This is a genomic window from Roseicella aerolata (assembly GCF_020523605.1).
GTDB lineage: Bacteria > Pseudomonadota > Alphaproteobacteria > Acetobacterales > Acetobacteraceae > Paracraurococcus > Paracraurococcus aerolatus.
The window spans coordinates 1-22,603 of the sequence record NZ_JAJAQI010000027.1 but is presented as its reverse complement, the minus strand read 5'-3'; the positions used below and the strand labels follow the sequence as shown (position 1 = coordinate 22,603).

Here is a 22,603-nt window from a genome sequence, read left to right as displayed (position 1 = left end):
CTCAGCCCTTCGCCTTGTCCTGCTCTTCGAAGACGTCGATCGCGATGTGGGAGGCGGTCATCGCCGCCGGCCAGCCGGCATACATGGCCAGATGGGTGATCGCCTCCGTCACCTCCTCCCGCGTCAGGCCGTTCCCGAGCCCGCGGGCGATATGCGTGTTCAGCTGCTCCTGCCAGCCGAGCGCGGCGAGCGCCGCGATGGTCACCAGGCTGCGGTCGCGCTTCGAGAGCTGCGGCCGCTCCCAGACATCGGCATAGACATAGTCGTTCGTCATCTCGACGAGCTTGGGGAAATGCGGCTTCAGCCGGTCGCGCCGGGCCGAGGGTGGGGCTGCCATGGTCGTTCCTCTCCTGCCTTGTCTCGTGCCGGTCCGCCACGCGGCGCCGGGATGGGCGCGGGAGAGGATGGTCGGCGGGCCAGGTGGCGCAGGACAGCCCGGGCGAGCGGCCAAGCCATGGATCGCCGCGCCATCCCGCCGCCAGATGGGCCCCTCCCCCGGCATCGGTCTCGTGCCGGCGATCCTAGGTCATTCGACCGCCCGCGCAAGACATGCCAGGCGCCGTGCCGGCGCGCTTTCCCCGCCGGCGCAGGACGCTCATGCCCCAGGCGATGCCGCCGGTCCGCGCACCATCATGACATCGCATGGCAGGAGCGAGAGCAGCCGCTCGGCCGTGCTGCCAACCAGGAAACCGGCCAGACCGGTGCGCCCCTGGGTGCCGAGCACGACGAGGTCCACCGGATGGTCCCGCAGATGGGCGCAGACCATGTCCGGCGCCATGCCATAGGCCATCACGGTCGAGATCCGACCGAGGGCCTCCGGGGAGGCCGCGACCTTCGCCATGAAGGTTGCATGCTCCGCCTCCGCCGTCGCCCGGATCTCCGCCTCATTCGCCTCCCGGTCAATGAGACCCTCGAAAGGGACCCGGTAGGCATGGAACAGGGTGATGCGGCCATCCGGGAAGAGCCGCAGGGCGGTTTCCAGGGCGTGGCGCGACGGCTCCGAGAAATCCGTCGCCACCAGGATGGCGCCATAGGGCCGCTGCGGCCGGCCGCGCACGACCAGAACCGGCATCGGCGCACGGCGGACCAGGTAGTCCACCGTCCGTCCCAGGATCGCCCGGCCCAGCGTCGGCTCGCGCGCGATCCCGGTCACCACCAGGTCGCAGCCAAGCTCGCCGGCCTTGCGCAGGATGGTCTCGACCGGATCGCCATGCGCCAGCAGCAGCTCCCAGCGGACCGACCGGCCCTGCATGTCCGCCTCGACCCGGTCCCTGGCGATCCCGGCCGCGGAGCGCCCGCCCGCCACCGGCAGGGCATCGGCCGATTCGTCCCCTTCGAGCACATGCAGCACGTGCAGGCTTGCATTCCAGCGCTCCGCAAGCTGCACCGCGCGGTCCTGCGCACGGTCGCAGCGGCAGCTGAGATCGGTGGCGAGCAGGATCCGCTGCGGCGCGGTGCTGCGCGGTGCGGGTTGCGGATGCGCCTCGGACATTCTGGCAGGGCTCCCAATCAGCGATGATGCGATGCGTGGGCCGGGATGCCGGCCCTGCCACCGCAAGGGCCGGACCGGATCGGTCTCGCTTCGCCGCAGTCTACCTGCTTTCCCCTGGTGGCGCTGCCGCCGACCGGGGATTTCCGGCCCGCCCGCGGGCGCGGTGCCGGACGACAGTTCCGGAAGTCCAGGCACCGCGCCACCGGCGCGCTCCGCATCGCTGCCGATCTCCCGCGCCTCAGCCGGGAACCGCGAAGAGGCGGCCGACGGCGAGCCAGGCGAGCCCGACGATCACCGCGATGCTGAGCAGGTTCAACCAGAACCCGGCCCTGGCCATCTGGGCGATGGTGAGGTGGCCGCTGCCATAGACGATGGCATTGGGCGGCGTCGCCACCGGCATCATGAAGGCGCAGGAGGCGGCGAGCGCGGTCGGGATGGTCAGCAGGAAGGGATCGGCGCCGAGCGCCGGCGCGAGGGAGGCGACGAGGGGCAGGAAGGCCGCCGCGGTGGCGGTGTTGCTCGTCAGCTCGGTCAGGAAGACGATCGCGGCCGTCACGACCAGGACGACGATCAGCACCGGCAGCACGCCGAACCCGCCGAGCGCGGCGCCGATCCACTCCGCCAGCCCGCTGCGCGTGATCGCGGCGGCAAGGGAGAGGCCGCCGCCGAACAGCAGCAGCACGCCCCAGGGCAGCCGCCGCGCCGCATCCCAGCCGAGCAGCGCCGCCCCGCCCTGGCCGCGGCCGGCCGGCAGGATGAAGAGCGCGAGCGCCGCGGCGATGGCGATGCCCGTATCGTTGATGCCCGGGACGAGGTCGCCCAGCAGCGGCCGCACCACCCAGAGCGCTGCCATGGCCGCGAAGACCACCGCCACCCGCTTCTCGGGGCCGCTCATCGGCCCGAGGCGGCCGAGCTCGGCGTGCAGCAGCGCCGAGGCGCCGCCGAGATCCCCGCGCGGCAGGGCGAAGACCAGGCGCGTCAGCAGCAGCCAGGTGCAGGACAGCAGCAGGACGACCAGCGGCACCCCGATGACCATCCACTGGGCGAAGCCGATCTCGACGCCATAGGTGCGCGACATGAAGCCGGCAAGGAGGGCGTTCGGCGGCGTGCCGATCAGCGTGCCGAGCCCGCCGATGCTCGCGGCATAGGCGATGCCGAGCAGCAGGGCGGTGGCGAAGCCGCCGGCCTTCGCCTGGCCATCCTGCCCATCGCCATCCTGCCTGGCGCCGTCCTCCAGCAGCGCGATGACGGAGAGGCCGATCGGCAGCATCATCACCGCCGTCGCGGTGTTGCTGACCCACATGCTGAGGAAGGCCGTGGCCAGCATGAAGCCGCCGACCAGCGCGGGCGGGCGGGTGCCGACCAGCGCGACGGTCCGCAGCGCGATGCGCCGGTGCAGGTTCCAGCGCTCCAGCGCCAGGGCCACCAGGAAGCCCCCGAGGAAGAGGAAGATCAGCGGATCGGCATAGGGCGCGGAGGCTTGGCCGATATTGGCGATGCCGAGCAGCGGAAAGAGGATGAGGGGCAGCAATCCGGTCGCCGGGATCGGGATCGCCTCCGTCACCCACCAGCTCGCCATCAGGACCGCCACGGCGGCGACGCGCCAGGCGACCGGCGACATCCCCTCGGGCGGCGGAAGGAGGAGCATGGCCGCGAAGAGCCCCAGGCCGAGCAGCAGCCCCAGGGGCGAGTGCGCGTCCTTTCGCGGCCCCGCCGCGCCGCCCTGTGCTGACTCGGTCATCCTTCCCCCCGAACCTCCCGATCCGCGTGCGATGCGCCGCCGGCACCCAGCGCCCGCAGCCGCAAGTTGGCACCACCATGGCGGAGGCACCGCCCCGCGCCATGGCCCATAGTGCCGCTTCCTGTGAACCGCGGAATCCGGGAGCAGCGCCGGCCCGCCTTGATCACGTCGCCGTCACCATTGCCGGCGCCCGCGATCTGCCGGCCAGCGACCCCGCGCCGCTCGCCAACCCCGGAGGCCGGCGCGCGTTCGCAGCGGGAACGGGCGACACCGAGGGCATGCCGCAACTCTTCTCCCCGCGCGCCGACCGCCGGCTGCGCCTTGCCATGGGCCTTGGCGCCGCCGCGCTGGTGGTGCTTGCGCTGGCCGCCTGGGCCCTCGCCCGCTCGGACCGGGCCTGGGGCGTCGGGGTCGCCGCCCCGCAGCCCATCCCGTTCAGCCACGCGATCCATGCCGGCAGCCTCGGCCTCGATTGCCGCTACTGCCATGCGACGGTCGAGCGCGCGGCCTCCGCCGGCATGCCGACCGCCGAGACCTGCCTCGGCTGCCATCGCCAGGTCTGGAGCGTCTCGGCCCAATTCGCGCCGCTGGAGAGCGCGCTGGCCCTCGGCAGCGCCGTCCCCTGGTCCTCCGTGCACCGGCTGCCGGAGCATGTGCGCTTCCACCACGGCGCACATGTCGCGGCCGGGGTGCAATGCAGCACCTGCCATGGCCCGGTTGAGGCCATGCCGCGCACGGTGAAAGCGGAAACCCTCTCGATGGGCTGGTGCCTCGACTGCCACCGGGCCCCGGAGGCCGCCGGCATCGCCCTGCCAGCCTCACCAACCGCGGCCCGCCATGAGCATTACGGCGTGGAGGTGTCGCCCCTCACCCGCTGCTCCACCTGCCACCGCTGAGATAATCCTGTCGGCCCAGGGCACCTTTTGGTGCCGCTCGCGTTGCACCGGCGCCGCTGCCTGGCCGGGAGAGCAACGGATGCGGGAGTTGGTGCCCGACACACCCTATTGTGGCGCGCCACCCCTCCCGGGCGGCGCGGCCTGGAATCTCGATCCCTGGCTGATGGCCGCCCTGGCGGTGGCCTTGCTCGTCGCCTGGGGTCCGGCGGGACGGGGCGGCGACCGGCGCTGGCTCCTGGCAGGCTGGGCGGCGCTCGCGGCGGCGCTGCTCTCGCCGCTCTGCAACCTCTCGGTCGCGCTCTTCTCGGCCCGCGTGGCGCAGCACCTGGTGCTGTTGGTGGTGGCGGCGCCGCTGCTCGCCCTCGGCCTCCGCCTGCCGCGACGGGCCGCATCGCCCGGCAGCCTCGCCCTTGCCGCGGGCGGCTTCGCCCTTGCCCTCTGGGCCTGGCACCTGCCCGGCCCCTACGGCGCCACCTTCCGCTCCGACGCCGTCTACTGGTTGATGCAGCTCTCGCTGCTCGGCAGCGCCACCTGGCTCTGGCACGGGCTGCTGATCGGCGCCGCCGCGCGGCCGGAGGCGGCGCTGCTCGCCGGGCTGGCGACCGCGGCGCAGAGCGGCGCGCTCGGCGCCGTGCTGACCTTCGCCCCCCGGCCGCTCTTTGCCGAGCACGCGGCGACGACCCTCGCCTGGGGCTTCCTGCCACTGGAGGACCAGCAGCTCGGCGGGCTGCTGATGTGGGTGCCGGGCGGCATCGCCTTCGCCGCCGTCGCCCTGCTGGCGCTCGGGCCGGCCCTCGCCCCGCGGGCCGGCCGCCCGTGATCCGGCTGGCCTGGGCGCTGCCGGCCGTCCTGCTGGCGGGGTGCAGCGGCGTGCAGACCCCGCTCGAGCCCTGGGGCGTGCAGGCGGGGCTGATCGCCGGCCTGACCTGGCTGCTCTTCGGCGGTGGGGCAGCGATCTTCGCCCTCGTCCTCGGCTTGCTCGCCTTCGCGCTGCTGGCACCGGCGCGGCTGCGCCGCGTCATGGGCTCGCGCCGCTTCGTCCTGCTGGGCGGCGTCGTCTTCCCCGCCGTCACCCTCGCCGCCCTGCTCGCGCACAGCATGGGCATCTCCCGCGCCCTGGTGCTGCCGGAAGAGGAAGCGCCGCTGCGCATCGAGGTGATCGGCCGGCAATACTGGTGGGAGGTGCGCTACCCCGATGCCGGGGATGGCGCGGTGACGGCGAACGAGATCCACCTGCCGGTGGGGCGGGAGGTGGAGCTGCTGCTCTCCTCCGGCGATGTCATCCACTCGCTCTGGCTGCCCAACCTGCACGGCAAGATGGACATGATCCCGGGCCGGGTGAACCGGATGCGCCTGCGCGCCGAGCGGACCGGCACCATGCGCGGCCAGTGCACGGAATTCTGCGGGCTGCAGCACGCGCTGATGGCGTTCTGGGCGGTGGTGCAGGAGCCGGCCGAGTTCGAGGCCTGGCTCGCCCGCCAGCAGGCGCCGGTCCCCGCCCCCGCGACGGAGGAGCAGGCACGCGGCATGCGCGTCTACGGGGAGGCTGGCTGCGGCGCCTGCCATGCGGTGCGCGGCACCGAATGGCAGGGGCGGCTCGGCCCCGACCTCTCCCGCATCGGCTCGCGTCTCTCGCTCGGCGCCGGGCTGCATGAGGTGCACCGCGCCACGCTGGCCGGCTGGATCGCCGGCACGCAGGACCTCAAGCCGGGCAATTCCATGCCCGCCTTCGGCCGCGCCCTGGCGGGCGAGGACCTGCTGGCGCTGGCCGCCTGGCTGGAGTCGCTGCGCTGATGGACACCCACCCGCCGCGCGTTGCCGCCGACCTGCCCAGCCCCCTGCCGCGGCCGGAGGGGGAGGAGGCGCGCCTCGCCGCGGTCTGGCGCAAGCCGCGCGGCATCGCCTGGATCACGGAGATCAACAACAACCAGATCGGCCCGCTCTTCGTCGGCACGGCGCTGCTCTTCTTCCTGGCGGCTGGCGTGCTCGGGCTGATCATCCGCGCCCAGCTCGCCTGGCCGGGCCTGCAGCTCGTGGACCCCGCGACCTACAACCAGGTCTTCACCATGCATGGCACGGTGATGATGTTCCTCTTCGCCGTGCCGGCGGTGGAGGCGGTCGCCATCACCCTGCTGCCCTCCATGCTGGGGGCGCGGGAACTGCCCTTCCCGCGGCTCGGCGCCTATGCCTACCTGATCTACCTGTTCGGCGGCACCGCCTTCTATTCCAGCCTGTTCTTCGGCGCGGCGCCGGACGGCGGCTGGTTCATGTACCCGCCGCTGACCAGCAAGGAGAATTCGCCGGGCATCAACACCGACATGTACCTGCTCGGCATCGGCTTCATCGAGATCTCGGCGATTGCCGGCGCCATCGAGCTGACCGTCGGCATCCTGCGTTGCCGCGCACCGGGCATGACGCTGGGGCGGATGCCCATCTTCGCCTGGGGCATGCTGGTCTTCGCCGCCATGGTGCTCTTCGCCTTCCCGGCGGTGGTGGTGGCGAGCACGCTGCTCGAGCTCGAGCGCGCCTTCAACTGGCCCTTCTTCCTGCCCGAGCGGGGCGGCGATCCGCTGCTCTGGCAGCACCTCTTCTGGTTCTTCGGCCACCCCGAGGTCTATGTCATCTTCCTGCCGGCCGCCGGCATGGTCTCGATGATGGTGCCGGCCATGGCGCGCACGCCGCTGGTCGCGCATTCGCTGGTGGTCATGGCGCTGGTCGGCACCGCCTTCCTCAGCTTCGGGCTCTGGGTGCACCACATGTACACCACGGGGATCCCGGCCCTCTCCCTCGCCTTCTTCGCCGCCGCGGGCTTCGCCGTCTCCATCCCATCGGGCCTGCAGGTCTTCGCCTGGATCGCCACCTTCGCCGCGGCGCCCCGGCGCATCCGGTTCGACACGCCGACGCTCTTCGTCCTCGGCTTCCTCTTCATCTTCGTGCTCGGCGGGCTGACCGGCGTCATGGTCTCGGTCACCCCCTTCGACTGGCAGGCGCACGACACCTACTTCATCGTCGCGCACCTGCATTACGTGCTCATCGGCGGCATGGTCTTCCCGCTGCTCGGCGCGCTCTACTACTGGGCGCCCTCGATCGGCCGGCCGCTCTCGGAACGCCTCGGCAAGTGGGGCTTCTGGCTGCTCTTCCTCGGGACGAACCTCACCTTCTTCCCGATGCATATGAGCGGCTTCGCCGGCATGCCGCGGCGCATCTACACCTATCCCGCGGGTTTCGGGCTGGAGATCTGGAACGCCCTTTCCTCGGCCGGCGCGGCCATTGCGGCGGCCGGTGCGGCAGTGGTGCTGCTGGATGTGGTGAAGAATTTCCGCCTCGGCCCCGGCCAGTCCAGCCCCTGGAACTCCGGCACGCTGGAATGGGTGGCCACCGGGAATTACGGCCCGCGCAGCATCCCGCGCGTGCGCGACCGCTACCCGCTCTGGACGGAGCCCGGCCTGGCGAAGGAGGTGGAGGCGGGCGGGCACTACCTGCCCTTCACCGCGACCGGGCGGCGGGAGGCGCTGATCACCAGCCCGGCCGAGGCCATCCCGCAATATGTCGCGGTGCTGCCCGGCCCCGGCTGGGGGCATGTCGTCGCCGCGGCCGGCACCGCCGCCTTCTTCCTCTGCCTCGCCGGCGAACTCCTGGTCGAGGCGGCCTTCGCCTTCGCCCTCGCGCTCAGCGGCTTCATCGCCTGGCACTGGGGCGGCAGCGATCCCGGGCCGCTTTCGCCGCGGGAGGTGGATATCGGCGACGGCATCGTGGTGCCGACGCATGCGACAGGCGCGGTCTCCACCGGCGCCTGGGCCATGGTCTGCCTGATGCTGGTGCAGGGCACCGCCTTCGCCTGCCTGCTGGGCAGCTATCTCTTCCTCTGGCTGGTCAATGGCGACGCCCAAGGGGGCAATACCATGTGGCCGCCGCCCGGCCAGGGGCTGCCGGTTGCCGGCTTCGGCCTTGCCGCCCTCGGCCTCTATGCCGCCGGCGCGGCCTCGCTCTGGGCGGCCGCCTGGCTGCTCTCCGCCCGCTCGCCCTGGCTGCACCGCATCGCCCTCGCCCTCGCTGCGCTGCTCTTCCTCGCCGGCGCGGCGGCCGATGGCTGGGCGCTGTGGCAGGGTGGCGTGCGCCCCACCCTGCACAGCTACGGCGCTTCCTCCTGGGCGCTTTTCGCCTGGCAGGGCGTGCATGTGGCGATCGCCCTGCTGATGGCGGGCTACACCCTGGCGCGGTCCTTCGCCGGGAAGCTGGATGCGGGGCGGCGGCAGGCGATGGACGTCACCCGGCTGTTCTGGACCTATACCGCCGGCCAGGGCGCCATCGGCCTCGCCCTGCTGCACGCCTTCCCGCGGGTGCTGGCATGAGCGGCGCCGCCGAGACCCGCCCGGCCTTCGAGGTGCTGCGCAACGCCGCCGGCCTCGCGCTCTGGGCGGCGCATTTCGGCGTGATCTACGCCATCAACAGCCTCGCCTGCGAGCGCGGCCTGGCGGGCACGCGGCTGCTCGGACTGCCCTGGGCGCCGGCGCTGATAGGCCTTGCCACCCTCGCCGCGCTGCTGCCGCTCGGCCTGCTGTTATGGTCGGCGGTGTCGCGGCTCGGCCATCCCCTGACCGAGGGCGGCGAGGCGGAGCCACGCTTCACCCGCTGGTTCGCTGCCGCGACCACCGGCTATGCCATCCTCGCCGTGCTGTTCCAGGCGGCGCCCGCCCTGCTCGTGCCGCCATGCGGTCCGGGTCACTGATCGCCGCGCGGCCGGAGCCGCGCCTCGGGGCGCGGCCCGCCCTCCCGCGGGCCGAGCACCATGCCGGCCGGCACCGGCTGCGCCGTGCCGATGGTGTAGAGATAGGCCGCCGCGTCGCGCGCCTCCCGCTCCGTCAGGCCGAGCGAGGGCATGGCGGAGCCCGGCGAGATGGCCTGCGGGTCGCGCAGCCAGGCAATCAGGTTCTCCGGCGCGTTCGGCAGGCGGCCGCCGACATAGGAGCGGCGGGACCACTCGACCAGCGGCGGCCCCACCCAGGCGACCGCGCCGCGGATGCCGGGGATCACGTGGCAGGCGCCGCAGCCGCGCTCCAGGATCACGGCGCGGCCGCGCGCCGGGTCGGCATCGGCGATGCGCAGATGCGGCGGCGGCTCCTCCTCGCCGCAGCCGGCGAGCAGCGCGGCGAGCGCGAGCAGGGCTGGGCCCAAGATCGGGCGAATGGCGGCCTCCAGGGACGGCTTCCGGGGCAACGTGGTGCGACCGCTGCCGGTTGCGTTCCGCGGGAACCGGAGTGGTGCCGGGCGCGTAGCGGCAGCGGGGCGCGGCCGGCGCCCGCGGAGGCGGCGTGCAGCATTCCATGACAGACGAGCACAGCCCCCCCCTGCCCGAGCGCCGCACCGTGCTGCGCGCCGCCGGCGCCTCCCTCGCCCTTGCCGCCGCGGCCGGCTGCGATGTCGGGCCGGCGGAATTCGGCCATCCGCTGCATGCCCGCGCGCGCGGCGTGACGGAGGAGGCGCTGACCTACGCGACGGTGCTGGATCTCGACGGCCTCGGCCGCGGCGTGCTGGTGCGCACCCGTGCCGGGCACGCGATCAAGATCGAGGGCAACCCGGCGCATCCCGCGAGCCTCGGCGCGACGGACGTGTTCCTGGAAGCCGCCGTGCTCTCGCTCCACGACCCCGCGCGTTCCCGCCGCAGCCGCCGCGCCGGGCGGGCGCTGCGCGAGACGGCCGGCCTGCCGGCCTTCCTCGAGGAGCGCCGCGCCGCGCTGGCGGCGGCGGGCGGGGCGGGGCTGCGGCTGCTGACCGGCCCCGTCTCCTCCCCGACCCAGCGGCGGCTGATCGGCGCGGTGCTGGCGGCCTTCCCCGAGGCGCGCTGGCATGTCCATGCGCCGCTGGCCGATGCCGGCGCCGCGGAGGGCGCGCGGCGCGCATTCGGCGAGGCGGTGGTGCCGGTCCACGACCTCTCGCGCGCCGCCTGCACCCTCTCGCTCGGCGCCGACCTGCTGGGGCCGGGGCCGGCGCAGCTGCGCCAGGCGCGGGACTGGTCCGCGGCCCGCGCGCCGGGGCGGGCGGGGCAGGCGCCGCTGCCCAGGCTGATCGTCGCGGAATCCGTGCCGAGCCTGACCGGCGCCAAGGCCGACCAGCGCCTCGCCCTGCCACCGGCGGGCATCGAGGCGCTGGCCCGCGCGGTCGCGGCGGAACTCGGCATCGCCGCCGCCGGCGGGGCACCGCATCCGGAGGCGCCCGGCATCGCCGCCGCGCTCCGCGCCGCCGGCCCCTCCGGGCTGGTCGCCGCCGGGCGCGGCCAGCCGGCCTCGGTCCATGCGCTGGCGCAGGCGATGAACGCGACGCTCGGCGCCATGGGCACCACGGTCCGCCTGATCGACGATCCGGCCGGAGCGGCGGAGGCCGGCGATCTCGCCGCGCTGGCCGGCGAGATGGCGCAGGGCGCGGTCACCGACCTGCTGGTGCTGGACGCCAACCCGGTGCTGGACGCGCCCGCCGGGCTCGACATGCCGGCGCTGCTGGCGCGGGTGCCGCATACGCTGCATGCGGGCCTCTACCCGGACGAGACGGCGCTCGCCTGCGCCTGGCACCTGCCGCTGCGCCATCCGCTGGAGTGCTGGGGCGACAGCCTGGCCTTCGAGGGCACCGCCGCCCTGCGCCAGCCCGCGACCGTCCCGCTGGTGGAGACGGCGCTCCCGGCCGAGGAGATCCTGGCGCATCTCGCCGGCCGGCCGGCGCCGGCCGAGGCGCTGGTGCGCGAGACCTGGCGCGAAGCCTGGGGCGAGGAGGGCTTCGAGGAACGCTGGCTGGCGGCACTGGAGGGGGGCGTCGTGCCGGACAGCGCCGCGCCCGCGCGCGAGCTGCGGCTGCGTCCGGATTTCGATCCCGGCCCCGCCGCGCCGGAGACCGCAGGCTTCACCGCCCTCTTCCTGCCCGACCCGCATCTCTGGGACGGGCGCTTCGCGCCGAATGCCTGGCTGCAGGAACTGCCGCGGCCGCTGGAGAAGCTCGCCTGGGGCAATGCCGCGCTGATCGCGCCGCAGGACGCCATGGCCCTGCTGGTCGGTGACGGGGCGGAGGCCGAGATCACGCTGCACGGCCGGAGCCTCACCGTGCCGGTGGTGATCGCGCCCGGCCAGGCGCCGGGCGTGGTGGCGCTGCCGCTCGGCGGCGGGCGGCGCGCCGCGGGCGGGGTCGAGCCCGGGCTCGGCTTCGACGCCTATCGCCTGCGCCCGGCCGCGGCCCCCTGGGCCGCGCCGGGCCTCGCGCTCCGCCCGACGGGCCGGGTGCGACCGCTGGTCTCGACCGCCTGGCATCATCCGGTGGAGTCCGACCCGCCGCCTGCCCGGCGCGTCGCGCAGGGCGAGGTCATCCCGCCCCTGCCGCCGCCGCGCTCGCTCTATCCCGACTGGTCCTATCCCGGCCATGCCTGGGGCATGGCGATCGACCTCGACGCCTGCATCGGCTGCAATGCCTGCTCCCTCGCCTGCCAGGCGGAGAACAACACGCCGGTGGTCGGGCCGGAGGAGACGGCGCGCGGCCGCGCCATGCACTGGCTGCGCGTGGACCGCTACCACCGCGGCCCGCCCGAGGCGCCGGAGACCGATTTCCAGCCCGTCCCCTGCATGCATTGCGAGAAGGCACCCTGCGAGGTGGTCTGCCCGGTGAACGCCACCGTGCATGACCATGAGGGGCTGAACCTCATGGTCTATCCGCGCTGCATCGGCACCCGCACCTGTTCCAACAACTGTCCCTACAAGGTGCGCCGCTTCAACTGGGCGGATTATGCGCGCGCGACCGGCGCCGTGCCGGTCCGCAATCCGGAGGTGCCGCTACGCGCGCGCGGCGTGATCGAGAAATGCACCTATTGCCAGCACCGCATCGTCGCGGCCCGCACGGCAGCGGGGCTGGAGGGGCGGCCGATCCGGGAGGGCGAGGTGGAAACCGCCTGCCAGCGCGCCTGCCCGACGCGCGCGATCAGCTTCGGCGACGTGAACGACCCGGCGAGCACCGTCTCCCGCGCGCGGCGGGAGGGGCGGCACTATGCGCTGCTCGGGCATCTCGATACGCGGCCGCGCACTACGTATCTCGCGCGCGTCGTGCCGGCAGGCACGCGGGCAGACGCCATGCCGGCAGGCACGCGGGCAGATGCCATGCCGGCAGGCACGCGGGCAGATGGCGTGCCGGCAAGCACGCAGGCGGAGTCAGGCGCGCCGGAGGAACCGGCATGAGCGCCGCGGCCGACGTCTCCGACACCCGCCCCGTCGCCGATGTCCCGCTGAAGGGGCAGTTCGGCTGGCGCTTCGCCCTCTCGCTCGGCGCAGCTGCGGCGGGCGTGCTGCTGCTGGCCTATGCCGTCGCGGCGCTGCTGATCCGCGGTACCTATCTGTGGGGCACCAACATCCCCTTCGTCTGGGGCTTCGACCTCATCAACTATGTCTGGTGGATCGGCATCGCCAATGCGGCAAGCCTCTTCGCCGTCATCCTGGTGCTGCGCCGGCACGGGCTGCGCACGGCGGTGAACCGCTTCGCCGAGGCCGCGGCGCTGGCCGCCGTCGCCGCCGCGGCGCTCTATCCCATCCTGCATCTCGGGCGGCCCTGGCTGTTCTACTGGGTGCTGCCCTATCCCGCGACCTACCAGGTCTGGCCGCAATTCCGCAGCACGCTGGTCTGGGACTTCTGGGGCATCATGTCCCATGTCGTCGTCACCAGCCTGTTCTGGTACACCGGGCTGATCCCCGACCTCGCCACCATGCGCGACCGCGCGGCGGCACGCGGGAAGGGCCTGGTGGCGCGGTTCTACGGCGTCTTCGCGCTCGGCTGGCGCGGCTCGGTGCAGCACTGGGCGCGGCACCAGGCGGCCTACCGGCTGGTCGCGGCGCTGGTGCTGCCCATGCTGGTCTCGGCCCAGACCATCGTGGCGCTGGAATTCGCCACCACCCTGGTGCCGGACTGGCACCAGGCGCGGCTGCCGCTGCATGTCGTCATCACCGGCATCCCCTCCGGCCTCGGCGTCGTCCTCGCCCTTGCGGCGCTGCTGCGCAGCGGGCTCGGCCTCTCGCGCTGGATCGACGAGGCCGATATGGACCTGCTGGCCAAGCTGATGGCCGCCGCCTCGCTCGGCTGCGGCTATCTCTATGCGGAGGAGTTGCTGACCGCGACGCTGGAGGATCCGGCGACGCGCGATGCGACCCTCGCCCGGCTCTTCGGTCCCTATGGCCTGCTGCACTGGGGCGGGGCGGCGCTGATCGTGCTGCTGCCGCAGCTCCTCTGGCTGCCGGTGCTGCGGCACAGCGCCCCGGCCGCCGTCGCGATCGGCCTCGGCGCCGCGGCCGGCGTCTGGCTGGACCGTTTCGCCCTTGTCGCCGGTGGGCTGCTGCGCGACCACCTGCCGCGCATCGGCCCGCTCTACGCGCCCAGCATTCCGGAATGGACCCTGCTGCTCGGCACGGTCGGGCTCTTCGCCCTGCTGATGCTGCTCTTCGCCCGCCTCATCCCCGTCGTCTCCATGTTCGAGACGCGGCACGAGGAGAGCGAGGCGGAGGTGCCATGAGCGACCTGCCCCCCGCCGGCGTGATCGCCGAATTCGAAAGCGCGGAGGCGATGGTGGCGGCGCTGCGCGCGGCGAAGGCGGCCGGCTGGCGGGAAATGGACGCCTATGCCCCCTACCCGGTGCCGGAGGCGGCCGAATTGCTCGGTGCGCATGGCGCTCCGGTGGGGTGGATCGCCATCGGCATGGGGCTGGTCGGCGCCGTCCTTGCCTATGCCACGCAGTGGTGGCTCAGCGTGCACGACTACCCGATCAATGTCGGCGGCCGGCCGCTGCATGCGCTGCCGGCCTTCCTGCCGGCCACCACCATCGTCGCAATCCTCTGGGCCTCGGCGGGCACGCTGCTCGCGCTGCTGGTCATGAACCGCCTGCCGCGGCTCAACCATCCGGTCTTCGCCGTCCCGGGTTTCGGCCGGGCGAGCGAGGACCGCTTCTTCCTCTGCCTCTTCGCCGCCGACCCGCGCTTCGAGGCCGCGGAAGCCACCCGCTTCCTGCAGGGCCTGAAGCCGCGGCATGTCACGGAGGTGCCGGGGTGAGGCGTCTCCTCCCGCTGCTGCTCTCTCTCGCGGCCTGCGATGGCTGGCCGGAGAGCACGCCACCCGCCCCGCCTGCCCCGCCGCCGCCGGGCGCGGTGGCGCAGGGCGAGGGCGCGCGCCGCGCCGCCTTCGCGCCACCCGGCCCGCCGGTGACGGAAGCGCTGCTCGCCCGCGGGGCGGAGCGCTATGGCATCTACTGCACCCCCTGCCACGGTCCGCGCGGCGCCGGCGACGGCCCGGCAGTGGCCCGCGGCTTCCCCCGCCCGCCACCCCTGCCCGCCCCGGCCGAGCGCAGCATCGCGGCGATCGCGGCCAACCAGGGCGGCGCGCATCCCTTCGACGATCGCCTGCCGCCGGTGGATCGCTGGGCGATCGCCCGCTTCGTTGAGCGGCTGCCGCGATGAAGGCGATCGCCGGCCTTGCCCTCGCCCTCGCCGCCGGCCTGACCACCGTCTTCGGCGGCCCGACGCTGCTGGAGGCCTGGCTGCCGGCTTTCCTGCTCTGGACGCAGCTCGCGGTCGGCTCGCTCGGCGTGCTCGCCATCGGCCACCTGCTGCGGGAGGACTGGCTGGCGCCGATCCGTCCCCCGCTGGAGGCCGCCGCGCACAGCCTGCCCGTCCTGGCGCTGATGGCAATCCCCGTGCTGCTGGCCGTCGAGACCCTCTACCCCTGGGCGGCGCCGGAGGCCGGGCCGCAGCAGGGCCCGCGCACCCTGCTGCTGGAACCCCTCGCCTTCCGCCTGCGGGCCATCGGCTATCTGCTGCTCTGGGCGGTGCTGGGCCGGGCGCTGGCGCGGCCGGGGCGGCACCAGCGCCTCTCGGCCCTGACCCTGACGCTGCTGATCCCGAGCGCGGTGCTCGCGGCGCATGACTGGGTGCTGTCGCGCGACCCTGCCTGGTTCGCCAGCCTGCAGGGCTTCGCCATCTGGGTTGAGGGGCTGGCCGGCGCGCTGGCGCTGGCCATCCTCGCGGCGCAGCAGGCGCCGCCACGGGCGGAGGGCCTGCCGGGGCTGGAACGGGCGCTGCTGACCCTCGCCCTCACCGTGCTCTGGCTGTGGTTCACCCAGTTCATCGTGGTCTGGATGGCCGACCGGCCGGAGGAGGCCGACTGGTATCTCCGCCGTCTCGGCGACTGGGGCTGGGTGCAGCTGGGCGTGGCGCTGCCGGCGCTGCTGCTGGCCATCGCCCTGGCGGCGCCGCCGGACCATGGGCGCTGGCGCATGTCGGCGGTCTGCCTGCTGCTGCTCGCGCAGCATGTCGCGCATCTCTGGTGGGTGGTGCGGCCGGACGCACCCTCGGCCGCGCCGCCGCCCTGGCTGGACCTGCTGGTGGCGGGCGGCCTCGGCTTCGCCTGGGTGGTCTGGTGGGATGCCGAACACAGAAGGCGGCCGGCGGCGGCCTGAGCCGTCCTGTCGTCCCGCTGCGGCGAGGCCGCCCTGCCCATCCGGGTGCTGGCCGATCGGATCGGCCGGCACCCGCACGGCCCGCTGGCCCCGCTGCCACGGCCCGCCGCCGGCGTGGTGCCCCTGCCCGGATGCGGCCCCGCAGCCGGGCCGAGGGCCTCAGGCGAAGTCCCGCCGCACCTGCGCGTTGCGCACGAATTGCGAGACGCGGCCGATCTCCCGCGGATCGGGCGAGACGCTCGGCCGCCCGCTCGGAGTGGCGCGCATGCCCTCGCCCGCGGTCCGGCCAGGGCCGGGATGATGGCGGTGCCGCGCCGCGCGCTTCATCGCCAGCGCCCGGCGCGCGCTCTCGACCAGGGCGCTGTCGCCCTGTGTCAGATCCTCCCGCCGGGCGATCTCCCGGTTCACCCGCTTCAGCGCCGCCGCCAGCACCTGCTGCTTGCGCTGCGTGCCGGCATTATCGGAGGCCGGCGCGGCGCCGCGCGGCTCCGCCTTGCGGCGCATCTCGCGGCGCTGCTGCCGGGCGATGTCGCCGGCGCGGTTCCGCAGTTCCCGCAAACGTCGGATCGCGTCGCGCAGCGCCTCCTCCGGCAGGTCGCTGATCGCGGGGTAATGGGTGGGCTCCACCGCCTCCCGCTCCGCCTGCGACAGCAATCGCGCTTCCTCGCGCCGTCCGATGGCCATGCCTTGCCTCTCCCGTGAGTGGTCGGGGCAAGACGCGGGCCGACCGGGACGGTTTCGCAACCTGGGCTGGAATCGGGAACGGCGGGTCATGCCGGGCCCTGGTCGCGTCGCCGCGCCCGCTGCCAGGGCCAGCGGCCATGGATCTCGACCTCCAGCGAGAGGCTGAGGAAGGTGCGGATCAGCACCACTAGGCCGAGCGCCGCCAGGCTCTCCAGGGTGAGCGGCGCGGTGACGGTGGCGACGATATCCGCCGCCACCAGCAATTCGAGGCCGAGCAGGATCGCCCGCCCAAGATCGGAGCGGTAATGGCCATAGGCTCCCCGCCATTCCCCGCCGCCGAACCCGCGGCGCAGGAAGGTGAGGCTGGTGATGAGGGCGCCGATCAGCACCACGGCGATGCCCGCCGCTTCCAGCCCGGCGGCGATCCAGGCCGCCGCCGCTTCCAGGGCATGCCCCGGACCGGCCTCCCGGGTCATGCAGGGAACCGCCTCGACGGCACGGGTCGCAGGGGCATAGGCGGCCTCCGGCAGTTGTCCGTTCCGGGAACACCGCGCGGTCGTGCCGGTTGCGGGAACCGAACCGGCACCGGCCCGTCTAGCCCTGCATGGATGCCGCCAACCCCCGCGCCCTGCCCGCCATGCACCGGCTGCTCGCGGCGCCGGAGGCGATGCTGCTGGCCGCGCGCCATCCGCGGCCGGCCCTGGCCGCGGCGCTGCGGGCGGAACTCGATGCGCTGCGCCGGACCGGCCGACCTTTCGCCGCCATGCCCTTCTTCATGGCCGTCGGGGCGACGCTCGAGGCGGCGGCGCGCCCGGGGCTGCGCCGCGTCATCAACGCGACCGGCGTGGTGCTGCACACCAATCTCGGCCGCGCGCCCCTGCCCGCGGCGGCTCTCGACGCCATCGCGGAGGAGGCCGGCGGCTATTGCAACCTGGAGTTGGACCTGGCGGAGGGGGCGCGCGGCGACCGCCACGCCGCCTGCTCGGCCCTGCTCGCGGAACTGACCGGGGCGGAGGCGGCGCTGGTCGTCAACAACGGCGCGGCCGCCATGCTGCTCGCGCTGTCGGCCCTGGCCGCGGGCGGCGAGGCGGTGGTCTCGCGCGGGGAGCTGGTCGAGATCGGCGGCGGCTTCCGCATCCCTGACGTCATCCGGCAGGGCGGCGCGCGGCTGGTCGAGGTCGGCACCACCAACCGCACGCGGCTTGCCGACTACGAGGCGGCGATCGGGCCGGAGACGCGGCTGCTGCTGCGCGTGCACCAGAGCAATTACCGCATCACCGGCTTCACCGCCGCGCCGGAGCCCTCGGCGCTGGCGGCGCTGGCGCAGGCGCGCGGGCTGCTGGCCATCGAGGATCTCGGCAGCGGCGCGCTGGTGGATCTCGCCCGCCTCGGCCTGCCGCATGAGCCGACCCTTGCGGAAGGGATCGCCGCCGGCTTCGACCTGGTGGTGGCCAGCGGCGACAAGCTGCTGGGCGGGCCGCAGGCGGGGCTGGTGGCAGGACGCCAGGCGGTGGTGGAGCGGCTGGCGCGGCACCCGCTGATGCGGGCGCTCCGGCCGGACAAGCTGACGCTGGCGGCGCTGGAGGCGGTGCTGCGCCTCTACCGCGACCCGGAGCGGGTGGTGGAGACGGTGCCGGTGCTGGCCATGCTGGCCGCGCCGCGCGAGGCGGTGGCGGCGCGGGCGGCGCGGCTCGCCGCGCTGCTGCCGGCCGGCGCGGCGGACAGCCTGGAGGGCGAGTCCCTGGTCGGCGGCGGCTCGCTGCCAGGCGTGGCGCTGCCGACCTGCCTGCTGGCGCTGCATGGCCCGGCCGAGGCGCTGGCGCGGCGGCTGCGCGCCGGCCGGCCGGCGGTGGTGGCGCGGATCGGCGGCGGGCGGGTGCTGCTCGACCTCCACACCGTGGCAGAGGCGGAGATCGAGGATCTGGCGGCGGCGCTGCGCGCGGCGCTGACGGAAGCATGACCGGCCGCGCGCCAGACCGGTGCATCCCCAGCGCGTCCCGGCACGGCCCACGCGGCGGCAGCGCCCTGCCGGGGCGCCGTGCGGTCGCATCGCCTCCGCCGGCTGGCCGGGGCGCAGGGATCGGCGCCACTGCGTTCCGGGACGGCGACGCGGCCGCGCGGCGGGCGGAGTATCCACAATGAGGACGGCGCTCATCGGCGTGCTCGGCCATGTGGACCACGGCAAGACGGCGCTGGTCCGCGCCCTAACGGGCACCGAGACGGACCGTCTGCCGGAGGAGAAGGCGCGCGGCATCTCCATCGCCCTCGGCTTCGCCCGGCTGCGGCACGGGGATGCCGAGATCGACCTGGTGGACGTGCCTGGCCATGAGCGCTTCATCCGCACCATGGTCGCCGGCGCGACGGCGATGCAGGCGGCACTGCTCTGCGTCGATGCGCAGGAGGGCGTGCGGCCGCAGACCACGGAGCATGCCGCAATCGCCGCGCTGCTCGGCATCCGCCGCGGCGTCGTGGCGGTGACGCGCTGCGATCGCGCGGGGCCGGGCGAGGCGGCGCGCGCCGCGGCGGCAGCGCGGGCGCTGCTGGCGCGGCTCGGCCTCGGCGACTGGCCGGTGGTCGCCACCTCGGCCGTGACGGGCGAAGGGATGGCGGCGCTGGCCGTGCACCTCGATGCGCTGGCGCGGGCGGAGGAGGCCGGATCCGAGGGCGCCTGGTTGCCGGTGGACCGGGCCTTTTCCGTCGCCGGTGCCGGCACGGTGGTGACCGGTGCGCTGCGGCGCGCGCCGCTGGCGGTGGGGGAGGAGGTGGAGATTCTGCCCACCGGGCTGCGCGCCCGGGTGCGCGGGCTGCAGCGGCATGGCGTTGCACTGGACCGTGCCCCGCCCGGCCGCCGCACCGCCGTCGCGCTGCGCGGCGTGACACCGGCCGAGGTGCCGCCGGGCAGCGTCCTGGCGACGCCCGGGCTGCTCGCGCCCTCCCTTCGGCTGGATGCGCGGGTGGTGCTGCTCGCCTCGGCGCCGCGCCCGCTCGCGCGCGGGGAGGCGCTGCGGCTGCTCTGCGGCACGGCGGAGGCGGGTGCCCGGCTGCACCTGCTGGACCGCGAGGCGATCGCGCCCGGAGAGGGTGCGGTGGCGCAGCTTCGCCTCGATGCGCCAATGGCGTTGCCGGCGCGGGAGCCCGTCGTGCTGCGCCTCGCTTCCCCCTGCCTCACCCTGGGCGGCGGGGTGGTGCTGGACCCGGCGCCGCCGCGCCGGCCGCCGCGCGACGCCCCGCTGCTGGCGGCGATGGCGCAGGTGCCGCCGCTGGAGGCGGCCGCGCTCCGCCTGCGCGAGGCGGGGCCGCGCGGCGTCGCGGCCGCGGATCTGGCGCGTATCGCGGGCCTGCTGCCCGGCACCATCGCCGCGCGCCTGCCCGGCGCGGTGCGGCTCGGCGACGGCCGCCTGCTGGACGAGGCGGCCGGTACGGCACTGGAGGCGGCGCTGCTCGCCGCGGTGGAGGCGGCGCAGCGGCGCGATCCCGCGGCGCCCGGCGCGACCCTGGCCGAGTTGCGCCCAGGCTTGCCGGAGGGGGCGCCGCTGCCGGGCATCGCGGCGCGGCTGGTGGCGGCGGGCGCGCTGGAACTGGCGGGCGGGCGGCTCACGCGGCGCGGGCTCGACCCCTTGGCTCTGCTGCCGCCCGAGGCGCGAGCGGTGCTCGCCGCGGTGGAGGCGGAATTCCGCCGCGGCGGCCTGGCCCCGCCCGAGACGGCCGCGGTGGCCGGCGGCGACCGGCGGCGGGCGCAGGCGCTGGCCCTGCTGCTGCGACGCGGCACGCTGGTGCGGGCGCCGGATGCGGTGCAGAAGCGGGAATACCTCTTCCACCGGGAGGCGCTGGCCGCCGCCCGCGCCGCGCTCGGCGCCCGCTGGGGCGGCTGCCGGGAAGGCTTCCTGGTGGGCGAGTGCGCCCGGCTGCTGGGCATCACCCGCCGGCACGGCGTGCCGCTGCTGGAGCGGCTGGATGCCGAAGGCTTCACCCGGCGAGACGGCGACCGCCGCCGCATCGCCGGCGGCGGATCGGGGGCGGAGCCCCAGGCCGGACCGCCCTCACCCGCCCCGGCGGATCAGCCGAAGGTGGGCGGTCCCGTCCGCGGCGGGCGTGCGCCGCAGCCCCCGGGAACCGCGGTACCGTTGCGGGGTTGATGCGGGCGGAGGCGACAGGCGGCCTGGTGGCCCCCGCGGTCTTCAAAACCGGCGACCCGCTCACCCCGGGTGGTGGGTTCGATTCCCATCCGCCTCCGCCAGGGCACGGCTGTCAGGACGATTGGCAACGCAAAGCTTGGCCGAAGGATTGGCGAACAGAACGTGTCGTCCGATTCTCTCCGTCGTTCAGGGGCTCACTGGTGTCGTCGGAGGGGGACAGGCTGGATTCCGCCGACTTTGTGCCTGGATGTGTGCCTCCATTGCTCGCTCCATACCGCAGTTCAGCGGACTGAATAAGGGAGCTCCACGCCCCACGACCACGGTGGCCGATCCGGTCAGGCAGCAGCGGGCGACGTCAGCATGACTGGCCGGGCAATGCCTATCAGCATCGTCGTCTTCGTCCGGCGAAGGAACCTTCCTGCCGTCGTCGTACACTCCGCAACCCTGCATGCATGCGCTCGTTGGCTCTTTGCACTGGAAGGAGCGACGCATGCCGAAGAAGCATCCGAACACGGTCCGTTGGGGCGGCCCGGGCGCGAGCCACGAGGACGCGACCAAGCCCGTTCCCGAACCGGACCCGGCTCACCCCGAGGATGCAGTGAGCACCAACCCGCGCGTGAGCATGAGGTCGGGTGGTGGCGGAGAGCGTGACGAGAAGCACAGCCATGTGGACCCCATGCGCTCGTCGAAGTCGCACGCCACGGACGGTGCAAGCCCCACCGAAACCGATCGTGCCTTCCGTGAGAACCGCTCCCGCCGTGATCGGGCCGCCGACGCCCGCGCGGACGATGATGACGGGAGCGAGAACGACGATGGCGAACAGGACAACGAGGCCGCGGAATCCGGAGACGACTCGGCCGAGGGGGTGAGCCTCCCGGTCCTCCTCAATACCGACTCCTCCGTCCAGGGCACCGAGCGGCTCGGCGCGCGCGTCGAGCAGATCGTCCGTGCGCGCCTGCGGCACCTCGCGCCGCACCTCACCCGTGTGGAAGCCTATCTCACGGATGCGAACCGGGGTGGAGAGGGCTCGTCCGACCTTCGCTGCGCCCTGGAAGCCCGGCCGAGTGACGCGAAGCCCGTGAGCGCCGACCACTCTGCCGCGACCGTCGAGGACGCGGTGCGCGGCGCGGCTGGCAAGCTCGCTCGGCTCCTCCGGACCCAGTTCGGGCGCCGCCATGAGGTGAAGGGCGGCGAGACGATCAGAAACATGGACTGATACTCGCCCGCATAGATCCTGACCTGCAGCCGCCGCAGGCGGCTGGGCGCCCGAACGGCCGGGCCCCCGTGGAGGACGCCGGAGGCGTCTTCCATGGGCACCGGGAGTGCCGCGCCAGGTGGCGCGCAGCCAAGCCGCAGAGCGGCACCGGCGACCGAGGCCGCATAAAGGCGTCAGCCTTTATGCGGGTTGGTATGAACCGGTGAGCCGAGCCCGGCGGGGCACATCGCCCCATCATGGCCCCGAGCATCCGTCCCGGCACGCCCGACCGGTGTGGGCCAACCCTCGCCGTCAGCCATCCGACCATGATCAACGAACCTTCATGAGGGCATCAGGCGTGTCATCGGCGCGTGAGAGACTGCACCACCACGAGTGTGTTCTTCACGCGGTGATTCAACTCATTTGCCGGCAGCGCGCGCCGCTCCTCGATTCCTTTTCCGCCGCCGCTTCGGCAATCCACGGCTCCGCCCATAACACCCAGGCTGTCGGGGCCCGGTCGACCCGCCGGCGGCCGTCCTGGGACAACTCCGCCAACATCCATCCGGAGAGGCTGACCGTTTCCCTGACCCGATGCCGGAGGACGAGACCGGCTGCACGAGATCGACGACCGAGGGTCGTGCGCAGGATGCCGTCCGTGCCGGGCCAGACGGATGCCGAGCCGCCGATCAGGCGATTGTCGATGGAAGTTACGCCGACGATCCCGGCTGGGGTGGGGTGATGCCATGCGGGGAACTGCTCCGGAGGATCTGGGGCTACAGCGGATTGCGTTCAAAACTGAACGCCAATCCGCTGCAGGCCATTGCCCGTAGAGCAGATTCACGCTGCGGGGCGTTCACGCCCCTCCGCGATCTGCTCTAGACCTTTATTGCCCTGACTGTGCATAGCCGCAGTGTTGGAAGTAGGCGGCGCACTCGCTCGGACTGAAGCGGTCGAGGAGACTGCCGATGGTATCCCAGAGGGTGCCGACGGTCCTG

At 74.1% G+C, this 22,603-nt stretch carries 20 protein-coding genes and 1 tRNA gene; 14 read left to right on the top strand and 7 right to left on the bottom strand.

The annotated features are described in order from the left end of the window. Position 1: 1 nt before the first annotated feature. The 3 genes from LHA35_RS17295 to LHA35_RS17285 all read right to left on the bottom strand — a co-directional run bounded on the left by LHA35_RS17295 (position 2) and on the right by LHA35_RS17285 (position 3,233). Positions 2–337, bottom strand: a complete 336-nt coding sequence (locus LHA35_RS17295; protein WP_226610278.1) for a carboxymuconolactone decarboxylase family protein — start codon at positions 335–337, stop codon at positions 2–4. 258 nt (positions 338–595) lie between these two features. Further along, positions 596–1,492 carry a universal stress protein gene (locus tag LHA35_RS17290; RefSeq protein ID WP_226610277.1) on the bottom strand — a complete coding sequence of 299 codons (897 nt, stop codon included), beginning with the start codon at positions 1,490–1,492 and terminating at the stop codon, positions 596–598. A gap of 238 nt (positions 1,493–1,730) precedes the next feature. Continuing rightward, on the bottom strand, positions 1,731–3,233 hold the full coding sequence (locus LHA35_RS17285; RefSeq protein WP_226610275.1) for an SLC13 family permease: 1,503 nt from the start codon (positions 3,231–3,233) through the stop codon (positions 1,731–1,733). A 278-nt stretch (positions 3,234–3,511) separates the two neighbouring features. Between LHA35_RS17285 and LHA35_RS17280 the strand changes: the two genes are divergently transcribed. The 5 genes from LHA35_RS17280 to LHA35_RS17260 all read left to right on the top strand — a co-directional run bounded on the left by LHA35_RS17280 (position 3,512) and on the right by LHA35_RS17260 (position 8,858). Continuing rightward, a complete protein-coding gene (locus LHA35_RS17280; RefSeq protein ID WP_226610273.1) occupies positions 3,512–4,129 on the top strand; it encodes a cytochrome c3 family protein in 618 nt (205 codons plus the stop codon). A gap of 79 nt (positions 4,130–4,208) precedes the next feature. Further along, on the top strand, positions 4,209–4,949 hold the full coding sequence (locus tag LHA35_RS17275) for a cytochrome c oxidase assembly protein (RefSeq protein ID WP_226610271.1): 741 nt from the start codon (positions 4,209–4,211) through the stop codon (positions 4,947–4,949). After that, positions 4,946–5,923, top strand: coding sequence for a cytochrome c oxidase subunit II (locus LHA35_RS17270; RefSeq protein WP_226610269.1), 978 nt, complete (start codon positions 4,946–4,948; stop codon positions 5,921–5,923). The genes LHA35_RS17275 and LHA35_RS17270 overlap by 4 nt, the downstream gene beginning before the upstream one ends. Then, positions 5,923–8,481: a cbb3-type cytochrome c oxidase subunit I gene (locus tag LHA35_RS17265; RefSeq protein ID WP_226610267.1), complete on the top strand. Its 2,559-nt coding sequence runs from the start codon at positions 5,923–5,925 to the stop codon at positions 8,479–8,481. The genes LHA35_RS17270 and LHA35_RS17265 overlap by 1 nt, the downstream gene beginning before the upstream one ends. After that, positions 8,478–8,858 carry a hypothetical protein gene (locus LHA35_RS17260; RefSeq protein WP_226610264.1) on the top strand — a complete coding sequence of 127 codons (381 nt, stop codon included), beginning with the start codon at positions 8,478–8,480 and terminating at the stop codon, positions 8,856–8,858. The genes LHA35_RS17265 and LHA35_RS17260 overlap by 4 nt, the downstream gene beginning before the upstream one ends. On the opposite strand, the gene LHA35_RS17255 is transcribed toward LHA35_RS17260, so the two are convergent. Next, positions 8,852–9,304, bottom strand: a complete 453-nt coding sequence (locus tag LHA35_RS17255; protein WP_226610262.1) for a c-type cytochrome — start codon at positions 9,302–9,304, stop codon at positions 8,852–8,854. The two genes, LHA35_RS17260 and LHA35_RS17255, sit on opposite strands and share 7 nt — an antisense overlap. A 149-nt stretch (positions 9,305–9,453) precedes the next feature. Between LHA35_RS17255 and LHA35_RS17250 the strand changes: the two genes are divergently transcribed. Genes LHA35_RS17250 through LHA35_RS17230 form a run of 5 tightly spaced genes read left to right on the top strand, consistent with a single transcriptional unit; the run spans position 9,454 to position 15,593 of the window. Further along, positions 9,454–12,336: a 4Fe-4S dicluster domain-containing protein gene (locus tag LHA35_RS17250; protein WP_226610260.1), complete on the top strand. Its 2,883-nt coding sequence runs from the start codon at positions 9,454–9,456 to the stop codon at positions 12,334–12,336. Continuing rightward, complete coding sequence (gene nrfD / locus LHA35_RS17245; RefSeq protein ID WP_226610257.1) at positions 12,333–13,658, top strand: NrfD/PsrC family molybdoenzyme membrane anchor subunit; 1,326 nt, start codon at positions 12,333–12,335, stop codon at positions 13,656–13,658. Before LHA35_RS17250 ends, nrfD begins: the two co-directional genes overlap by 4 nt. Continuing rightward, a complete protein-coding gene (locus LHA35_RS17240) occupies positions 13,655–14,191 on the top strand; it encodes a DUF3341 domain-containing protein (protein ID WP_226610254.1) in 537 nt (178 codons plus the stop codon). Before nrfD ends, LHA35_RS17240 begins: the two co-directional genes overlap by 4 nt. Then, positions 14,188–14,595, top strand: a complete 408-nt coding sequence (locus LHA35_RS28980) for a c-type cytochrome (protein ID WP_226610252.1) — start codon at positions 14,188–14,190, stop codon at positions 14,593–14,595. Before LHA35_RS17240 ends, LHA35_RS28980 begins: the two co-directional genes overlap by 4 nt. Continuing rightward, complete coding sequence (locus LHA35_RS17230) at positions 14,592–15,593, top strand: hypothetical protein (RefSeq protein ID WP_226610250.1); 1,002 nt, start codon at positions 14,592–14,594, stop codon at positions 15,591–15,593. The genes LHA35_RS28980 and LHA35_RS17230 overlap by 4 nt, the downstream gene beginning before the upstream one ends. A 159-nt stretch (positions 15,594–15,752) precedes the next feature. On the opposite strand, the gene LHA35_RS17225 is transcribed toward LHA35_RS17230, so the two are convergent. Together LHA35_RS17225 and LHA35_RS17220 are read right to left on the bottom strand one after the other, a co-directional pair. Then, positions 15,753–16,277 (bottom strand): hypothetical protein, encoded by a 525-nt coding sequence (locus tag LHA35_RS17225; RefSeq protein ID WP_226610247.1) that lies wholly within the window; start codon positions 16,275–16,277, stop codon positions 15,753–15,755. Between the two features lie 86 nt (positions 16,278–16,363). Beyond that, a complete protein-coding gene (locus LHA35_RS17220) occupies positions 16,364–16,753 on the bottom strand; it encodes a DUF1622 domain-containing protein (RefSeq protein WP_226610245.1) in 390 nt (129 codons plus the stop codon). Between the two features lie 128 nt (positions 16,754–16,881). Between LHA35_RS17220 and selA the strand changes: the two genes are divergently transcribed. The 4 genes from selA to LHA35_RS17200 all read left to right on the top strand — a co-directional run bounded on the left by selA (position 16,882) and on the right by LHA35_RS17200 (position 21,629). Then, positions 16,882–18,237 (top strand): L-seryl-tRNA(Sec) selenium transferase, encoded by a 1,356-nt coding sequence (gene selA / locus LHA35_RS17215; RefSeq protein WP_226610243.1) that lies wholly within the window; start codon positions 16,882–16,884, stop codon positions 18,235–18,237. Positions 18,238–18,415: 178 nt separating this feature from the next. Then, a complete protein-coding gene (gene selB, locus LHA35_RS17210) occupies positions 18,416–20,413 on the top strand; it encodes a selenocysteine-specific translation elongation factor (RefSeq protein WP_226610241.1) in 1,998 nt (665 codons plus the stop codon). A gap of 7 nt (positions 20,414–20,420) precedes the next feature. Further along, positions 20,421–20,514 (top strand) — tRNA-Sec (locus tag LHA35_RS17205). Positions 20,515–20,903: 389 nt separating this feature from the next. Continuing rightward, a complete protein-coding gene (locus LHA35_RS17200; protein WP_226610239.1) occupies positions 20,904–21,629 on the top strand; it encodes a hypothetical protein in 726 nt (241 codons plus the stop codon). A gap of 340 nt (positions 21,630–21,969) precedes the next feature. Here the strand turns inward: LHA35_RS17200 and LHA35_RS29065 are convergent, their stop codons facing one another. Beyond that, a complete protein-coding gene (locus LHA35_RS29065) occupies positions 21,970–22,101 on the bottom strand; it encodes an HWE histidine kinase domain-containing protein (protein ID WP_226610237.1) in 132 nt (43 codons plus the stop codon). Between the last annotated feature and the right edge of the window lie 502 nt (positions 22,102–22,603).